Origin of the sequence: Actinopolyspora mzabensis (genome assembly GCF_900101095.1) — a bacterium.
Classification (GTDB): domain Bacteria; phylum Actinomycetota; class Actinomycetes; order Mycobacteriales; family Pseudonocardiaceae; genus Actinopolyspora; species Actinopolyspora mzabensis.
Window position 1 is genome coordinate 19,833 of record NZ_FNFM01000005.1, and the last position, 15,462, is coordinate 35,294.

The 15,462-nt window shown below is 68.4% G+C and carries 13 protein-coding genes and 1 pseudogene; 10 read left to right on the forward strand and 4 right to left on the reverse strand.

What is annotated here, in order from left to right; translation table 11 throughout:
• The first annotated feature begins 100 nt into the window (after window positions 1-100).
• On the forward strand, window positions 101-1,126 hold the full coding sequence (locus BLR41_RS09210) for a beta/alpha barrel domain-containing protein (RefSeq protein WP_245694024.1): 1,026 nt from the start codon (window positions 101-103) through the stop codon (window positions 1,124-1,126).
• Between the two features lie 85 nt (window positions 1,127-1,211).
• Here the strand turns inward: BLR41_RS09210 and BLR41_RS09215 are convergent, their stop codons facing one another.
• Window positions 1,212-1,913, reverse strand: coding sequence for a hypothetical protein (locus BLR41_RS09215; RefSeq protein ID WP_092627630.1), 702 nt, complete (start codon window positions 1,911-1,913; stop codon window positions 1,212-1,214).
• A gap of 405 nt (window positions 1,914-2,318) precedes the next feature.
• On the opposite strand from BLR41_RS09215, the gene uvrC reads away from it, so the two are divergent.
• The 9 genes from uvrC to BLR41_RS09260 all read left to right on the forward strand — a co-directional run bounded on the left by uvrC (window position 2,319) and on the right by BLR41_RS09260 (window position 12,530).
• A complete protein-coding gene (uvrC, locus tag BLR41_RS09220; protein WP_245694025.1) occupies window positions 2,319-4,676 on the forward strand; it encodes an excinuclease ABC subunit UvrC in 2,358 nt (785 codons plus the stop codon).
• A gap of 3 nt (window positions 4,677-4,679) precedes the next feature.
• Window positions 4,680-5,558 carry an RNase adapter RapZ gene (gene rapZ, locus BLR41_RS09225; protein ID WP_092627631.1) on the forward strand — a complete coding sequence of 293 codons (879 nt, stop codon included), beginning with the start codon at window positions 4,680-4,682 and terminating at the stop codon, window positions 5,556-5,558.
• A 255-nt stretch (window positions 5,559-5,813) separates the two neighbouring features.
• Window positions 5,814-6,812: a gluconeogenesis factor YvcK family protein gene (locus BLR41_RS09230; RefSeq protein ID WP_092627632.1), complete on the forward strand. Its 999-nt coding sequence runs from the start codon at window positions 5,814-5,816 to the stop codon at window positions 6,810-6,812.
• Window positions 6,803-7,819, forward strand: a complete 1,017-nt coding sequence (whiA, locus tag BLR41_RS09235; protein WP_092627633.1) for a DNA-binding protein WhiA — start codon at window positions 6,803-6,805, stop codon at window positions 7,817-7,819. Before BLR41_RS09230 ends, whiA begins: the two co-directional genes overlap by 10 nt.
• A gap of 634 nt (window positions 7,820-8,453) precedes the next feature.
• A complete protein-coding gene (gap, locus tag BLR41_RS09240; RefSeq protein WP_092627634.1) occupies window positions 8,454-9,464 on the forward strand; it encodes a type I glyceraldehyde-3-phosphate dehydrogenase in 1,011 nt (336 codons plus the stop codon).
• 98 nt (window positions 9,465-9,562) lie between these two features.
• Window positions 9,563-10,765: a phosphoglycerate kinase gene (locus BLR41_RS09245; RefSeq protein WP_092627635.1), complete on the forward strand. Its 1,203-nt coding sequence runs from the start codon at window positions 9,563-9,565 to the stop codon at window positions 10,763-10,765.
• Window positions 10,762-11,553, forward strand: a complete 792-nt coding sequence (gene tpiA / locus BLR41_RS09250) for a triose-phosphate isomerase (protein ID WP_092627636.1) — start codon at window positions 10,762-10,764, stop codon at window positions 11,551-11,553. The genes BLR41_RS09245 and tpiA overlap by 4 nt, the downstream gene beginning before the upstream one ends.
• A gap of 282 nt (window positions 11,554-11,835) precedes the next feature.
• The gene (secG, locus tag BLR41_RS09255) at window positions 11,836-12,075 is read left to right on the forward strand and encodes a preprotein translocase subunit SecG (RefSeq protein WP_092627637.1); all 240 of its coding nucleotides are present in this window, start codon (window positions 11,836-11,838) and stop codon (window positions 12,073-12,075) included.
• Between the two features lie 101 nt (window positions 12,076-12,176).
• Entirely contained in the window at window positions 12,177-12,530 is a 354-nt protein-coding gene (locus BLR41_RS09260) for an RNA polymerase-binding protein RbpA (protein WP_092627638.1), read from the forward strand.
• A 121-nt stretch (window positions 12,531-12,651) separates the two neighbouring features.
• On the opposite strand, the pseudogene BLR41_RS09265 reads toward BLR41_RS09260, so the two are convergent.
• From BLR41_RS09265 to BLR41_RS09275, 3 genes and pseudogenes are all read right to left on the reverse strand, one after another.
• Window positions 12,652-12,825 (reverse strand): annotated as a pseudogene (locus BLR41_RS09265) (NADAR domain-containing protein); the annotation flags it as partial.
• Window positions 12,826-12,886: 61 nt separating this feature from the next.
• Window positions 12,887-13,654 carry a DUF4190 domain-containing protein gene (locus BLR41_RS09270; protein WP_092627639.1) on the reverse strand — a complete coding sequence of 256 codons (768 nt, stop codon included), beginning with the start codon at window positions 13,652-13,654 and terminating at the stop codon, window positions 12,887-12,889.
• A gap of 544 nt (window positions 13,655-14,198) precedes the next feature.
• Complete coding sequence (locus BLR41_RS09275) at window positions 14,199-15,425, reverse strand: DNA sulfur modification protein DndB (protein WP_176797904.1); 1,227 nt, start codon at window positions 15,423-15,425, stop codon at window positions 14,199-14,201.
• Window positions 15,426-15,462 lie beyond the last annotated feature (37 nt).

Here is a 15,462-nt window from a genome sequence, read left to right on the forward strand (position 1 = left end):
TTACCTGTGCACCCACCGCGTGTGCCGCCGCTCGCCGATGCGCGAGAATGAGCACGGTGACATCGAATCGGTCGCCGCGCACACGGTGAGGGGAGAGATCGTGAGCTTGGCTCAGGAGCGCAACCTGCGGTTGGTCCGTGCCGACGAGACGGCGGGGCCGCACGTCCGGCTCGGGGACATCCGACTCCGCAACCGGCTGGTGACCTCTTCGAGCATACTCGGCTACGGCGTGGCCAACTCCAAACTCATCCCCTACGGCATGAGCCCCGTCTCGCAGTTCGTGCCGCTGGACCGGTTCGGCGCCATAACCACCCGCACGGTCACCGTCGAACCCCGCGAGGGGCACTTCACCACCCGCGACGTCTGGCCGCTGCGGGAGCTGCCCGGCCTGCTGAAGCGCTACGGCAGGGCGCTGCAGCGGGTGGACGGCGGCTGGCTCAACGCCTTCGGCTGGTGCAACGTGGGTATCGACTCCTACCTGCGGGACTACTACCCGCGCACTCGCGGGCAGAACACGATCATCTCGGTCGGGGGGTTCTCCACCGAGGAGTTCACCACGCTGGTGGACAAGATCAACAATGCCGTTCCTGCGGGCGACATCGCGGCGGTGGAGTTCAACGTCTCCTGCCACAACGTCAACTTCGACTTCAACGCGATCATCGAATCCGTGCTCGCCGAGGCGGTGCCGCGCAGCAACCACCCGGTGATCCTCAAGCTCTCCCCGGACTACGACTACCTGCAGCACGCCCGGCTGGCCGCCCGGCACGGCGTGTCGGCGCTGACCGCCATCAACACCGTCAAAGGGCTGCGGCTGGATCCGGAGACCGGGAACCCGCTGCTGGCCAACGGTTTCGGCGGGCTCTCCGGGCGGGCGATCAAACCGATCGGACTGCGGGTGGTCTCCGAGTTGCGCGATGCCGGGGTGACCCTGCCGATCATCGCCACCGGCGGCATCCGCAACTTCGACGACTGCCGGGAGTACTTCTGGGCCGGTGCCGACGCCGTGAGCCTCGGCAGCGCCGGTTGGTTCGCCAGCTATCCGGGCTACGCGCTGTCCCCGCTGTACGCGATGCGCATCAGGGCGCTGCTGCGGCGGATCGAGAACTACCGTCCCCCGAGGCGCTGAGTTCCCGAGGGTCAGCAGAGTGCCGGGTAAGTCGGGTGTGGTCCTCCGCTGCGGGCACCGCAGCACGAGGTGCCTGCCCACCCCCTCAGAGCTCGATGTCGGTTCCGGACCACTTGTCGGCGTAGGTGATGTGTAGCTGGCTGTCCTCGCGAGGATCCTCGTGAAAGCGAAGCTCGTTGCACTGGTGCGCTTCGCCCGTCAGGGAGCGCATTCTGGGGCCTCTCGTCGCGAGTTCCAGGAACCACGTGCTCAGCTCCCGGAACAGCGGTGCGTTTCCGGTGAGCAGCAGTGTTTCCGCGTGTACGTGCTGCCGCAGCGGGTTCTGGTCCATCCAGTGCTCCTCGAATGGAAGCACGTTCTCCTCGTCCGGAACATCACTCGCGGGAATTTCGGCCGTCTCCGGCCTGCCGTCGTCCAACCGGGCACGCACCTCCTTCCATCGCGAAGGGCGGAACTGCAGACCGCGATGCAGCAACAGCAGGTCCAGCTGCGGTTCGTCCGTAGCCAGCGGACAGCACCACTCGATGCATCGCGGGCAGCACTGCGGCGTGACCGGCGTCGGCCTGCCCCGCAGCGGGAAGTGCACCAGCGATCGCGGTGATCGCGCTGCCAGCAGCCACGCCATGCCGATCCGGTGGGCGGCGCGGGCGTCGAGCCGCATGTCGAACTCACCTTCTCGGTTCCTGAAGTCCCGCAGCACCACGTTCGGCGGGGTGGGTCTGGGTCGGATCACCCGGTAGGAGTGCTTGCCGAGCCGCGCCCGGTGCACCGTGATCGGAAGTCGCATCCCGCGAATTCTTCTCCCGACCACGCGCCGTTGTCGCCCCGATTTTGGTGGGCGCTCCCTCGGCGGAACCTCTCGCGGCCTTCCGAAGCCCCGTCAATTTCCCAAGAAATCGCCGCGAGGGTGCGGCGGTGTGGCCGGGGTGGCGTCGATTTCCCGCGAAATCGCCGCGCCGAGGCCGTCGTCGGGAAGCGACCGTGCGGCGTGAGCAGCGCGGGTGTCCCCGGTGCGTCAGGCGGATGCATCGCGAGGCCGGGCCGCTCGCCGCGTAGGTCGCTACTCAAGAGCCGGCCCAACGCTCCCAAGGCGCCGACTCACGTACCGGCTAACCGGCCACGCCACACGAGTACCGCCGCGGATTCCTACCGGCTTGGTCAAGAGGAGGGTAACTGCACGTAGGCTGGGGGCGTGGCCGATCCGTCCACCTACCGACCAGCTCCCGGCACCATCCCGGACTCCCCGGGTGTGTACCGCTTTCACGACGGCGAGGGCCGCGTGATCTACGTCGGCAAGGCGAAGAGCCTGCGCAGCAGGCTCTCCAACTACTTCGCCGACCTCTCCGCGCTGCATCCGCGCACCCGGCAGATGGTGACCACCGCCACCGGGGTGCACTGGACCGTGGTCAACACCGAGGTGGAGGCGCTGCAGCTGGAGTACTCCTGGATCAAGGAGTTCGATCCCCGCTTCAACGTCCGCTACCGCGACGACAAGTCCTACCCTGTGCTGGCGGTCACGCTGCACGAGGAGTTCCCCCGGCTGCACGTATACCGCGGTCCCCGGCGCAAGGGGGTGCGCTACTTCGGGCCCTACGCGCACGCCTGGGCCATCCGCGACACCCTGGACACGCTGCTGCGGGTGTTCCCGGCCCGCACCTGCTCCAACAACGTGTTCAAGCGCCACGCGCAGATGGGCAGGCCCTGCCTGCTCGGCTACATCGACAAGTGCTCGGCCCCCTGCGTGGGCAGGGTGGAGGCCGACGAACACCGCCGCATCGTGGACGAGTTCTGCGACTTCCTGTCCGGCCGCACCGACGCGATCACGCGTAGGCTGCGGGAGCGGATGGAGCAGGCCTCCGAGCAGCTGGACTTCGAGCGCGCCGCGAGACTGCGCGACGACCTGGAGGCGCTGCGCCGCGCCATGGAGAAGCAGGCCGTGGTGCTCGGGGACGGCACCGACGCCGACGTGGCGGCTTTCGCCGAGGACGAGCTCGCCGCCGCGGTGCAGGTGTTCCACGTGCGCGGCGGTCGGGTGCGGGGCCAGCGCGGCTGGGTCATCGACAAGGTGGAGCGCACCGAGACCGCCGAGCTGGTCGAACATTTCCTCACCCAGTTCTACGGCGAGCAGGCCGCGTTGGCCGACCAGGCCGACGCGGGTGGCACCCCGGTGCCCCGCGAGGTGCTGGTGCCCGAACTGCCGGAGGACTCCGAGGCGGTGGCGCAGTGGCTCGGCAGGCTGCGTGGCAGCAAGGTCGGACTGCGCGTCCCGCAGCGGGGTGACAAGCGAACGCTGCTGGAGACGGTGCGCGCGAACGCGCAGGAGGCGTTCAAGCAGTACAAGCTGCGCAGGGCGGGGGACATCAACGCCCGCTCGGCTGCGCTGCAGGAGCTGCAGGACTCGCTCGGGCTGGACAGCGCGCCGCTGCGGATCGAGTGCGTGGACGTCAGCCACGTGCAGGGCACTGATGTGGTCGCCTCGCTGGTCGTCTTCGAGGACGGGGTGGCCCGCAAGTCCGAATACCGTCGGTTCTCCGTGCGGGGCGGTGGTGAGGGCGGGGACACCGCTGCCATGGCCGAGGTGGTTCGGCGCAGGTTCAACCGGTATCTGCGCGAGACCGGCACCGAGCAGGGGCCCGGCGCCGCGGCGGAGGCGGTGGACGCGGGTCCTGTCGTGGACGCCGGCTCTCTTCCGGGCACCGGCTCGATCGAGACGAGCGACGGTGCCCAGGCCGGTCACGGCACCGGGGAGAGCGAGAGCACGGGGGAGAGCGAGGAGCTCGATTCCACGGGGAACGAGCAGCCGCCGGGAGTGGATCCCGACACCGGTAAACCCCGCAAGTTCGCCTACCCGCCCAACCTGCTGGTGGTCGACGGTGGGGCGCCGCAGGCCAACGCCGCCGCCGACGAGCTGGCCGAGCTCGGTATCACCGATGTCGCCGTCATCGGGCTGGCCAAACGCCTCGAGGAGGTGTGGTTGCCCGCCGAACCGGAACCACTCGTCCTCTCCAGAACCAGCGAGGCGCTCTACTTGCTGCAGCGGGTGCGGGACGAGGCGCACCGCTTCGCGATCGCCTACCACCGCAAGCAGCGCTCCAAGCGGATGACGGACTCCGAACTGGACGCCGTGCCGGGACTGGGGCAGGTCAAGAAGAAGGCGCTGCTCAAACACTTCGGGTCGCTGCGCAAGATCCGGGCTGCCACGATCGAGGAAATCAGCGCCGTACCGGGTTTCGGCAGGCGAACGGCCGAGGCGGTGCACGGCGCGTTGTCCGGTGCGGCGGAGACCGGGGCCGCGTCGGATGCTGCCGCGTCGGACGCTGCGGAGTCGGACACGGCGGAAGCGGATGTAGCGGAATCGGATGCTGCGGGGGCCGAAACCGCGGAGGACGAAGCCACCGGAACCGCATTCGCGGGGAGGGTGGCCGAGTCGTCGGGAGCCGACGACTCACAGGGACGGAACATTTCCAGCACCGTCACGGAACCGACGGGCGGCGTCCGGGACTCCGAAACGGGCACCGCGAGGGACGGCGACGGTACCGCAGGGGGTTGAACAGTGAGCGAAGAACAAGGCGGCATCGAAGTGGCGGTCGTCAGCGGCTTGTCCGGGGCGGGCCGCAGCACCGCCGCGAAGTGCCTGGAGGATCTGGGCTGGTTCGTGGTGGACAACCTGCCACCCGAACTGATCTCGACCATGGTCGAACTCGGTGCGCGTTCCAGCGATGCCATAACCCGGGTGGCCGTGGTCATGGACGTCCGCAGCCGGGCGTTCACCGAGGATCTCGGTTCGGTGATCAAGGATCTCGACGCGCGGGGCTACAAGCCGAAAGTGCTGTTCCTGGAAGCCACCGACGAGGTGCTGGTCCGCCGGTTCGAACAGGTCCGGCGCGGTCATCCGCTGCAGGGCCAGGGTCGACTCGCCGACGGCATAGCCGCCGAGCGTTCGCTGCTGTCCAAGCTCCGTGCCGAGGCCGATCTCGTGCTGGACACCACGGGGTTGTCGGTGCACCAGCTGCGGACCAAGATCGAGGACGCGTTCGGCACCGAGGCGGGGACCAGAACGCAGGTGACCGTGCTGTCCTTCGGCTACAAGTACGGCCTGCCGATGGACGCCGATCTGGTCATGGACTGCCGGTTCCTGCCCAACCCGTTCTGGATACCGGAGTTGCGCGAGTTCAACGGCAACGACGACGAGGTGCGCAACTACGTGCTGGGGCAGGAGGGGGCAGAGGAGTTCCTCGACAACTACCAGCGGTTGTTGCGGTTGGTGGGGACCGGCTATCAGCGCGAGGGCAAGCGCTACCTGACGCTGGCGATGGGCTGCACCGGCGGCAAGCATCGCAGCGTGGTGCTCACCGAGGAGCTGGCGCGACGACTTTCCGACGACGACGGGATGACCGTCAAGACGGTGCACCGCGATCTGGGACGCGAGTGAGCGTTCCACAGCGGTCGCTTCCCGGTGGCCCGGTTCGTTCGGGCCCGGTTCGTTCGGGGCCGGTTCGTTCGGGGCCGGGGAGGTCGCGGGGCTCATCAAGTCCCGGGCGATGCGCACGTCACACCTCGCTGCCTCGTGTTTCGTTGTCTCGTGTGTCGCCCGATCGTGACCCGCGGTCAAGTGCTCGGCGCGGCACGCGAACCCGGCCCGCTACCGGGTTCTCGGTCGGTCCGCTCGAGGGTGGAAGGGAGCAGCGTGGAGACCAGTGATACGACCACGCGGCCGGATCGGCCGCGAGCCGTCGCCCTCGGAGGTGGACGGGGCTTACAGGTGAGTCTGGCCGCGTTGCGGCGGATAACCACCGACATCACGGCCGTGGTGACCGTCGCCGACGACGGTGGTTCCTCGGGGAGGTTGCGTCGCGAGCTCGGCATGCTGCCGCCGGGTGATCTCCGCAAGGCGCTGTCGGCGTTGGCGGCCGACTCCGGGACGGGCCACACCTGGGCGCGGCTGTTCGAGCACCGCTTCGGTGGCAACGGTGCCCTGGCGGGCCACGCGGTCGGTAATCTGCTGTTCGCGGGGCTGCTGGACGTGCTGGGTGATCCGATAGCCGTGCTGGACGAGGCGTGCCGGTTGCTGGAGGTGCGGGGGCGCGTGCTGCCGATGTCCGCGGAGCCGTTGGACATGGAGGCCGACGTCACCGGGCTGGACGAGGATCCCGCCGCGGTGCGCACGATCCGGGGGCAGGTGGCCATCGCCAGCACGCCGGGCCGGGTGCGACGGGTGCGGCTCAACGCGGTCGACGGGCAGCGGCACGAGCCGCGTGCGGCTCCCGAGGCGGTGCAGGCGGTGCTGGACGCCGACGTGGTGCTGCTGGGGCCCGGTTCCTGGTTCACCAGCGTGCTGCCGCATCTGCTGGTGCCCGAGCTGCGCGACGCCTTGGTCAACACTTCTGCTCAGCGGATCGTGGTACTCAATCTTGTCCCGCAACCGGGTGAAACAGCGGACTTCTCACCGGAACAACATCTGGACGTGATCTCCGAACACGAGCCAAAACTGCGGGTAGACGCGGTATTGGCCGATTCCGAAGCGGTACCGACGCCCGATCGGCTTCGTGCTGCGGCAACCGGACTTGGTGCGCAGACTTTGCTTGATCGAGTCGCTGCCGCACCCGGTTCGGCGAAGCACGAACCGGATGCTCTCGCGGCGAGTCTGACAGCCGCACTGGAGAGGAGGACGGACCGGTGGCTATGACCGCGGCGGTCAAAGACGAACTGAGCAGGTTGCCGACGACCAAGGCGTGCTGCCGCAGAGCCGAGGTGTCCTCGCTGCTGCGTTTCGCGGGCGGGTTGCACCTCGTCGGCGGGCGTGTGGTGGTGGAGGCCGAACTCGACTCCGGTTCCACCGCGCGCAGGTTGCGGCGCGAGTTGCACGAGCTCTACGGCTACCACTCCGACGTGCACGTGATCACCTCCGGCGGACTCCGCAAGGGAACCCGCTACGTGGTGCGAGTCGTACGCGACGGGGAAGGCCTGGCCCGGCAGACCGGATTGCTCGATCCGCGCGGCCGTCCGGTGCGGGGACTGCCCTCGCACGTGGTCTCGGGCGGGGTGTGCGACGCGGAGTCCGCCTGGCGGGGAGCGTTCCTGGCGCACGGCTCGCTGACCGAGCCCGGCCGCTCCTCGGCGATGGAGGTCACCTGCCCCGGCCCGGAGGCCGCGCTGGCGCTGGTCGGGGCGGCTCGTCGCCTCGAGGTTCAGGCACGTTCCCGCGAGGTGCGCGGCACCGATCGGGTCGTGGTCCGCGACGGCGACGCCATCGGGGCGCTGCTTACCCGGCTCGGCGCGCACAACAGCGTGATGACCTGGGAGGAGCGTCGAGTGCGCCGCGAGGTGCGCGCCACGGCCAACCGACTGGCCAATTTCGACGACGCCAACCTGCGGCGTTCCGCGCGTGCCGCCGTGGCATCCGCCGCGCGGGTGGAACGCGGGCTGGAGCTGCTCGGCAGCTCCGTCCCGGAACACCTGATGGTGGCGGGCAGGCTCCGGCTGGCGCACCGGCAGGCCTCGCTGGAGGAGCTCGGTCAGCTCGCCGACCCGCCGATGACCAAGGACGCCGTGGCCGGTCGGATCCGGCGGTTGCTGGCGATGGCCGACAAACGGGCCAGGGAGTTGAACCTGCCCGACACCGAGTCGGCGGTCACCACCGAACTGCTCGAGTCCGGTGTGGACGGAATGCTCCGCGAGGAACAGCACGACTGACCGGGGCCGTTCGCGTGGCCGGGGCCGCATGAGTGACCGGGGCCGTTCGGGTGCGCCCGCTTTCGAGATCACCGTTTCCGGTGGTGATATGTCAGCGGCGACAGCGCGGTACGCGGGTGCCGCACGACCGGAGAGCTACCCGCCGGCGGAGCGGCACCCGAGAGCTCACCGAGGGACTCCCGCGGCCGGTGAACCTCCGATTCGCCGGCCGCGATTCGTCGGCAGTGACACCTCGGCGTCGATTCACCGGAGTTCGGTTTCGCCCGCGCGACGTCACGTCGTATGATGCTTTCGGGTGAGTAACAGTGGTGCGGGTGCTTTCCGGTACGGCTGTTCGTCACCCGTGGAAGTGATTTTCCACCGATGTTTGTGAATCGTTACAGTCGTGTTTCCCATCGGTTCTGTCCGGATCGACCCGTCCCGTGGAGTGGGAAATTCGATGTCGGGCGGCCGTTCGTTCCGGGGCGACTCCGCTGCCCGTCGGCCCGCGAGCCGATGAGTGGCGCGGCGATGCCGTGGTGCGGCGTCTCCCGAGTTCGTAACAGGGGCGAGTCGGGCGATAGGGTCGATGACGAGTCCATATGACCGCCACCTGCCGACGACTCGGCAGGGTAAGTCGCGAGGAGAGATCGGCGTGACCGTTCGCGTAGGTATCAATGGCTTCGGCCGGATCGGACGCAACTTCTGGCGTGCGGCAGTTGCCAGCAAGCACGATATCGAGGTCGTGGCCGCCAATGACCTGGGCGACGTCGCAACCATGGCGCACCTGCTCAAGTACGACAGCGTGCTCGGCCAGGTCCCCGGAGAGGTCACCGTGACCGACGAGGGGATCGAGGTCGGCGGCAAGAGCATCAAGATCCTCGCCGAGAAGGATCCGGGCAAGCTGCCGTGGGGAGACCTCGGTGTCGACGTCGTGGTCGAGTCCACCGGACTGTTCACCAAGGCCGAGGACGCCCGCAGGCACGTGGACGAGGGCGGCGCGAAGAAGGTCATCGTCTCGGCACCCGCCAAGGGCGAGGACCTCACCGTCGTGCTCGGGGTGAACGACGAGTCCTACGACGGCACCCAGACCGTGCTGTCCAACGCCTCGTGCACCACCAACTGCCTGGCCCCGATGGCGAAGGTCCTCAACGACAGCTTCGGCATCGAGCAGGGCATGATGACCACGGTGCACGCCTACACCGCCGACCAGAACCTGCAGGACGGCCCGCACAAGGACCTGCGCAGGGCGCGTGCGGCGGCCGTCAACGTGATCCCCACCAGCACCGGTGCGGCCAAGGCGATCGGCCTGGTGCTGCCCGAGCTCAACGGCAAGCTCGACGGCTACGCCATGCGCGTGCCGGTCCCGACCGGTTCGGTCACCGACCTGACCGCCACCCTCAAGACCAACGCCACCGAGGAGCAGGTCAACGAGGCGTTCAAGGCGGCTGCCGCCGACGGCCAGCTCAAGGGCATCCTCCGCTACACCGAGGAGCCGATCGTGTCCAGCGACATCGTGGGCGACCCCGCCTCCACGATCTTCGACGCCCCGCTGACCAAGGTCATCGGCAACGAGGTCAAGATCGTCGGCTGGTACGACAACGAGTGGGGCTACTCCAACCGCCTGGTCGATCTGGCCGACCTCGTCGGTTCCAAGCTTTCCTGATCTCCATCGGCCCCCGGGCGACCCCGCCCGGGGGCCGAATCGTCCCATCACCCCTTGTGATCCCTCACCCCTTGTGATTCAGGCGAGGAGCTGCAGGCTTGAAGAATCTCGACGACTTGCTCGGCGAGGGGGTTCGGGGCAGGTACGTCCTGGTGCGTGCCGACCTGAACGTCCCGCTGGACGGCGAAACCATTACAGACGACGGTCGGGTCCGGGCCGCCCTGCCGACGATCGAGAAGTTGACCGGCGCGGGCGCCCGCGTGGTGCTCACCGCGCATCTCGGCAGGCCGGACGGCGCCCCGGACGAGCGCTACACCCTCTCCCCGGTGGCGCGCAGGCTCGGTGAGCTGCTTGGCTCCGAGGTCGCGCTGGCCGAGGACGTGGTCGGCAGCTCGGCGCAGCAGGTGGTCGACGGACTGGCCGACGGCGGGGTCGCGGTACTGCAGAACGTGCGCTTCGACCCGCGCGAGACCAGCAAGGACGACGCCGAACGCGGGCAGCTCGCCGACGCCCTGGTCGAACTGGTCGGAACCGGTGCCGCCTTCGTCTCGGACGGTTTCGGAGTGGTGCACCGCAAGCAGGCATCGGTCTACGACCTCGCCACCAGGCTGCCCGCCTACGCCGGTGGGCTGGTGCTCAGCGAGGTCGATGTGCTGCGCACTCTGACCGGTGACCCGCGCAGGCCCTACGTGGTGCTGCTCGGCGGCTCCAAGGTCTCCGACAAGCTCGGCGTCATCAACGCACTGCTGCCCAAGGTGGACCGGCTGGTCATCGGCGGGGGCATGGCCTACACCTTCCTCGCCGCCATGGGCCACTCGGTGGGCGATTCGCTGCTGCAGCAGGACCAGATCGCCACGACGAAGCAGCTGCTCGACGAGCACGGTGACAAGCTGGTGCTGCCGGTAGACGTCGTGGCCGCCGACCGGTTCGCCGCCGACGCGAACACGCAGGTCGTGCCGTCCGACTCGATCCCGCAGGGCTGGCAGGGCCTGGACATCGGCCCGCGTACCGTGGAGCGCTACGCCGAGATCCTCGGTTCGGCCGCCACGGTGTTCTGGAACGGTCCCGCCGGTGTGTTCGAGTTCCCCGCCTTCGCCGAGGGCACCAGGGGCGTCGCGCGAGCCGTCGCCGAATCCGACTCGTTCAGCGTCGTGGGCGGTGGTGACTCCGCCGCCGCGGTGCGCACGCTCGGACTGGACGAGCAGCGGTTCTCGCACATCTCCACCGGTGGTGGGGCTTCGCTGGAGTTCCTGGAGGGCAAGGACCTGCCGGGAGTGGCCGTACTGGAGGGTCGGGCATGAGCAAGTCCAGGCAGCCGCTGCTGGCGGGCAACTGGAAGATGAACCTCAACCACCTCGAGGCGATCGCGCTGGTGCAGAAGATCGCCTTCGCCCTGCCGGAGAAGTACTTCGACAAGGTCGAGGTGGCCGTGATCCCGCCGTTCACCGATCTGCGCAGCGTGCAGACGCTGATCGACGGCGACAAGCTGCTGCTGCGGCACGGCGCACAGGACGTCTCGCAGCACGACTCCGGTGCCTACACCGGTGACGTGTCGGCCCCCATGCTGGCCAAGCTCGGTTGCGACTACGTCGTCGTCGGCCACTCGGAGCGCCGCGAGCACCACGGCGAGACCGACGAACTGATCAATCGCAAGGTCCGCGCCGTCCTCAAGCACGAGATGTCGCCGATCCTGTGCGTCGGTGAGGGCTCGGACGTGCGGGAGGCGGGCGACCACGTCTCGTACTGCACGAACCAGCTCATCGAGGGGCTCAAGGGGCTCAAGCAGGAGCAGGTGCGGCGCGCGGTGATCGCCTACGAGCCGGTCTGGGCGATCGGCACCGGCAAGGTGGCCACCGCCGAGGACGCCCAGGAGGTCTGCGGGGCGCTGCGGGCCGCGCTGACCGAGAAGTACGGCGCCGAGATCGCCGAGGAGGTGCGCGTGCTCTACGGCGGTTCGGTCAAGTCCAGCAACATCGCCGACCTGGTCGGCCGGGACGACGTGGACGGCGCGCTGGTCGGCGGTGCCAGCCTCAACGGTGACGAGTTCGCCAAGATGAGCGCGCTGGCCGCGGGCGGACCGCTACCCTGACCCCGTTCCCGGCCGCTTCCGGGAGTCAGGCGCGAAGTACCGGGGTTACCGGGCGGCGCGGCGATTTCGCGAGAAATCGACGCCGCCCGGGGTCCAGGCGGAACCTCCCGCTGGTTCTCACCCCGGTTTCGGGGGCGGGTTGTTCGGCAGCTGGAATGCCGAGGAACCGGCGGAATACCGAGCCGGCGGATGCGAATCGAGAGTTTACGATGCCGACGGTGGTCCACGGCGGCGAGTCGGTTCGGTAGGCTTGCCACGAACCGTGATGCGAACGAGGACGTTATGACACTTTTGTTGCAGATCATGGTCCTGCTGACCAGCATCCTGCTGGTGCTGCTCGTGCTGCTGCACCGGGCCAAGGGCGGCGGGCTCTCCTCGCTGTTCGGCGGCGGCATGCAGTCGAGCCTGGCCGGGTCCAGCGTCGCGGAGAAGAACCTGGACAGGATGACGTTGTTCGTCATCGCGCTGTGGGTGATCTCCATAATCGGCACCGGCTTGCTGATCAAGATGGGTGCCTCCTGACGAGCACGCGCGCGGTCGGGGCGCGGCCTCGGCCGCGTAGTCGTGCGGTCTCGGTCCGCACGATGTCGACCGGAAGATGGTGGGACGGTGGGTGAAAGCGGATGACTGGTGGTAACTCGATACGCGGCATGCGCATCGGGTCGAGTTCGGGCGGTGCCGAGGTCGAGCGTGGCGAGGCGGCTCCCCGACAGCGGGTCGCCTACTGGTGTGACAAGGAGCACCTGACCGAGCCATCGTTCGCGGTGGACGCGCGGGTTCCGGACACGTGGGAGTGCTCGCACTGCGGGCTTCCGGCCGGGCGGGACCGGGAGAACCCACCGTCGCCTAAGCGCAACGAGCCCTACAAGAGCCATCTCGCCTACGTCAAGGAACGACGCAGCGACGAGGACGGCATGGAGCTGCTCGACGAGGCGCTGCGCAAGCTGCGGCAGCAGCGCGGCCGCCCCGAGGGGTGAGCGAGGGCGCCTCTCCCGCCACCGCTTTTCGCTGCGGTTCTGTCCCCCGGGGCCGTTCCGACCCCGCTCGGCTCCCTCGGGGCGTTTTCGATGCGCCCGCGCTGTGCGTGCCGGGCGGTGTTCAGTCGATCTGCTCGCGCTCGCGCAGCGTCTCGCGTGCTTCCATGAGCGCGAAGCCGAGCAGGTTCAGCCCCGGCCACCGCTCCGGATCGCCCGCCGCCGGATCGTCGGCGGCCAAACCGATGCCCCACACCCTGTCGCGCGGGCTGGCCTCGACCAGCACCCGTTCTCCGGTGTTGCGGTGGTCAGGTGAGTGGGGTGCTCGGCTTTCGTCGGGCTTACATTTATCGAGCGGGTCACACCTTGCCGGTGAAGTAGACCGTGTTCGCGGCGAACACGTTGGGCTGCACGCTGACCTGCAGTTCGCCCGGTTCCTCGGAGATGGTGAAGACCATGGTGTAGGTGACGTCGCCGCCCGGCGGCAGTTGGGTGTTCGGGAGCTGGTCACCGGCGGCGTAGTTCTGCTGGGCGACCTTGCCGGCGTGCTGTGCGGTGATGTTCACCGAAGCGACGTTGTACTCGGCGTCGCCATTGTTGACCACGTGGACGTCGAACTGGACGTATCGCTTGCCCGCATCCGGCTGCAGGAACTGGTTGCTCTCGGTGTAGGGGCTGGGTTTCGAGACGGAGATCGTTTCGCCCCCGCTCCATTCGTGCTTCTCGCCGAACCCGAGTTTCTCGGAAGAGTCGGACGAACCGGACTGTGAATCGGACGAACCGTTCGAGGCCGGGGCGGGCTGAATGGATGTTTCCGGCTCGCTGTTGGCGGTGCCCGCGGCTTCCCCACCGCTTTCGATGGTGCTGACCAGCGCTGCCTGAACCACCACGGTGATCACGATCCCCAGTACGCCCAGCCCGGTTCCGATCCCGGCCATCACTTTCCTGGTTCCGAACAGGGCGATGGCTCCTAGGATCACACCTACGAAACCTGCTACGGCGGTCAGGTTGTTCAGGATGGGGATTATCGACCCGCATATGCCGACGATTCCCAGCACCAGGCTCGCCACTGCGAGGCCGGAGAACTTTCCGCTGTGCTGTTGCGGTGGTACCGGTGTGTAAGTCATTTTGCTTTTGCCTTTCGTTCGATGCGGACTGTCCGTGCGAAGGGCGTCGATTTCTCGCGAAATCGCCGCGCCCTTGGGGTGAGGTGGCTTTGTGCTCGTCGATTTCTCGCGAAATCGTCGTCGCACCGGTGCCGCTGTCGAAGCGGAACCATGCGACTGAGTGGCGCGGGTATCCCAGCTGCGTGAGTCGGATGCGCTGCCGTGTGGCGGTCCTTCGGCGCGTCGGCGCCGAAACGACCACCCACGCAGCCCGCACCGCTGCGGGTTCGAACCGGCACTGTTCCGGTATCGGGAGGATGAGCGGCGTCACGCCCGTGTCCCCGGTGCGTGAGTCGGATGCGTTGCCGTGTGGCGGTTCTTCGGCGCGTCGGCGCCGAAACGACCACTCACGCAGCCCGCACCGCTGCGGGTTCTCTCGTGGTGCTCTCGCGAGGACGGCCCCGACGTTGTGTAGTAACTACCCGATGTCGGGGCACCCGCAGCGAGAGCCCGCGAGAGGTTCCGCCAAGTGAACCCCGCGCCAACCGGAACCGAGAAACTCTGGTTATCGGCCGCGGATCCTTCGCCCGTACTGGCTCTCGGGGTGCACGATGGCGTCGGCCACCCGACCCCCTGCGTCTTTGGCTCCGCCCGCGAAGTTCAGCGTGCCCTTGGCGTTGGCGCTGGCCGCCACGCCGTGCCAGTACCTGGCTTCGCGTTCCCAGCGCACTGTGGACAGCAGGTGGAGCAGCTCGTCCTCGGTGAGCGTGCCGCCGGTGTTGGCCCAGCCGGTCGCCTGGTGTGCCGCGATGCCGATGCCCGCCAGTACCGCCGGGGCGGACACGGCCGAGCGCGCGAGGAAGTGCTCCCGCAGCGTCGAGATGACCGTCGACAGTAGTGGCACGAGCCTGCGGGTGGCCTGTTCGGCGGTGACCCCCTCGGGCAGTTCCTCGTCCCGCAGGGTCGATCCCGAACGCGCGAGCCCCACCCTGCCGAACAGCGTGCACACCACCAGCACGCGCAACGCCGAGAGGGTGACGACCTCGGGCGAGGATGCCTTGAGCTGCCTGCCCCTGGTCTCGACGAACTTGCCGAACGGCACGGACTCGCCGTCGCGTTCCACTCGCACGTTGTCGATCACCAGGTGGGCCAGCCGGGTGCCGAAGTCGCGCTGGTCCATCGACATGGCCAGGTTCTTGGCCACCGTGATGCCCTCGACGTTGCGGTCGTAGAAGATCTGCCGCGCCTCCTTGACCTCCAGGCCCCAGAACAGTTCGAAGGGCACCCGTATCCGGGCCAGCTCGTCGGTGGTGAGTCCGTAGCGCTCGGGTGAGTCGTAGAGCTCGTGCCAGGCGGCGACCTGCGTCTCGCCGTCGATGGCCACCACGGGCGAGCCGGGGGCGATGGACACCGTTCGCATGCCGGTTCCCGCGACGAGTTCCTCACCGATCGAGGCGAGCTGGGAACCCAGCCAGAGCGTGACCGGGGGTGTCGACCACGCGGCCCCCAGATCGCCTTTCACCCCGGCTGCCATGTAGCCGGCGTAGGAGGCGACGTTGCGGCCCTTGCTGGTGGATCGCAGCATCCGCTGCACCAGCCCGCGCACTTCGGCGTGCCTGCGCAGCGTGCCGGAGGCGTGTTTGAGCGCCTGCTGGTTCTCCTGCGATTTGGGGGAGGGGACCAGCTGCAGCAGGGTGGGCAGGCCGAGCGCACCGATCACCGCTTCCGGGCGGAACGGGGTGACGTGCAGCCGGATGCCCTCCGTTTCGCTGGTGGGCATGGGGATGGACATGGTTTTCCTCTCTCGTAAAGCGGGTCTGATCTCTCTC

Bases quoted from the DNA above. Each gene is read 5' to 3' on its own strand.
- BLR41_RS09215 (WP_092627630.1), bottom strand. From the start codon at position 1,913: ATGCGACTTCCGATCACGGTGCACCGGGCGCGGCTCGGCAAGCACTCC.
- tpiA (WP_092627636.1), top strand. From the start codon at position 10,762: ATGAGCAAGTCCAGGCAGCCGCTGCTGGCGGGCAACTGGAAGATGAAC.
- secG (WP_092627637.1), top strand. From the start codon at position 11,836: ATGACACTTTTGTTGCAGATCATGGTCCTGCTGACCAGCATCCTGCTG.
- BLR41_RS09260 (WP_092627638.1), top strand. From the start codon at position 12,177: ATGACTGGTGGTAACTCGATACGCGGCATGCGCATCGGGTCGAGTTCG.
- BLR41_RS09270 (WP_092627639.1), bottom strand. From the start codon at position 13,654: ATGACTTACACACCGGTACCACCGCAACAGCACAGCGGAAAGTTCTCC.
- BLR41_RS09275 (WP_176797904.1), bottom strand. From the start codon at position 15,425: ATGTCCATCCCCATGCCCACCAGCGAAACGGAGGGCATCCGGCTGCAC.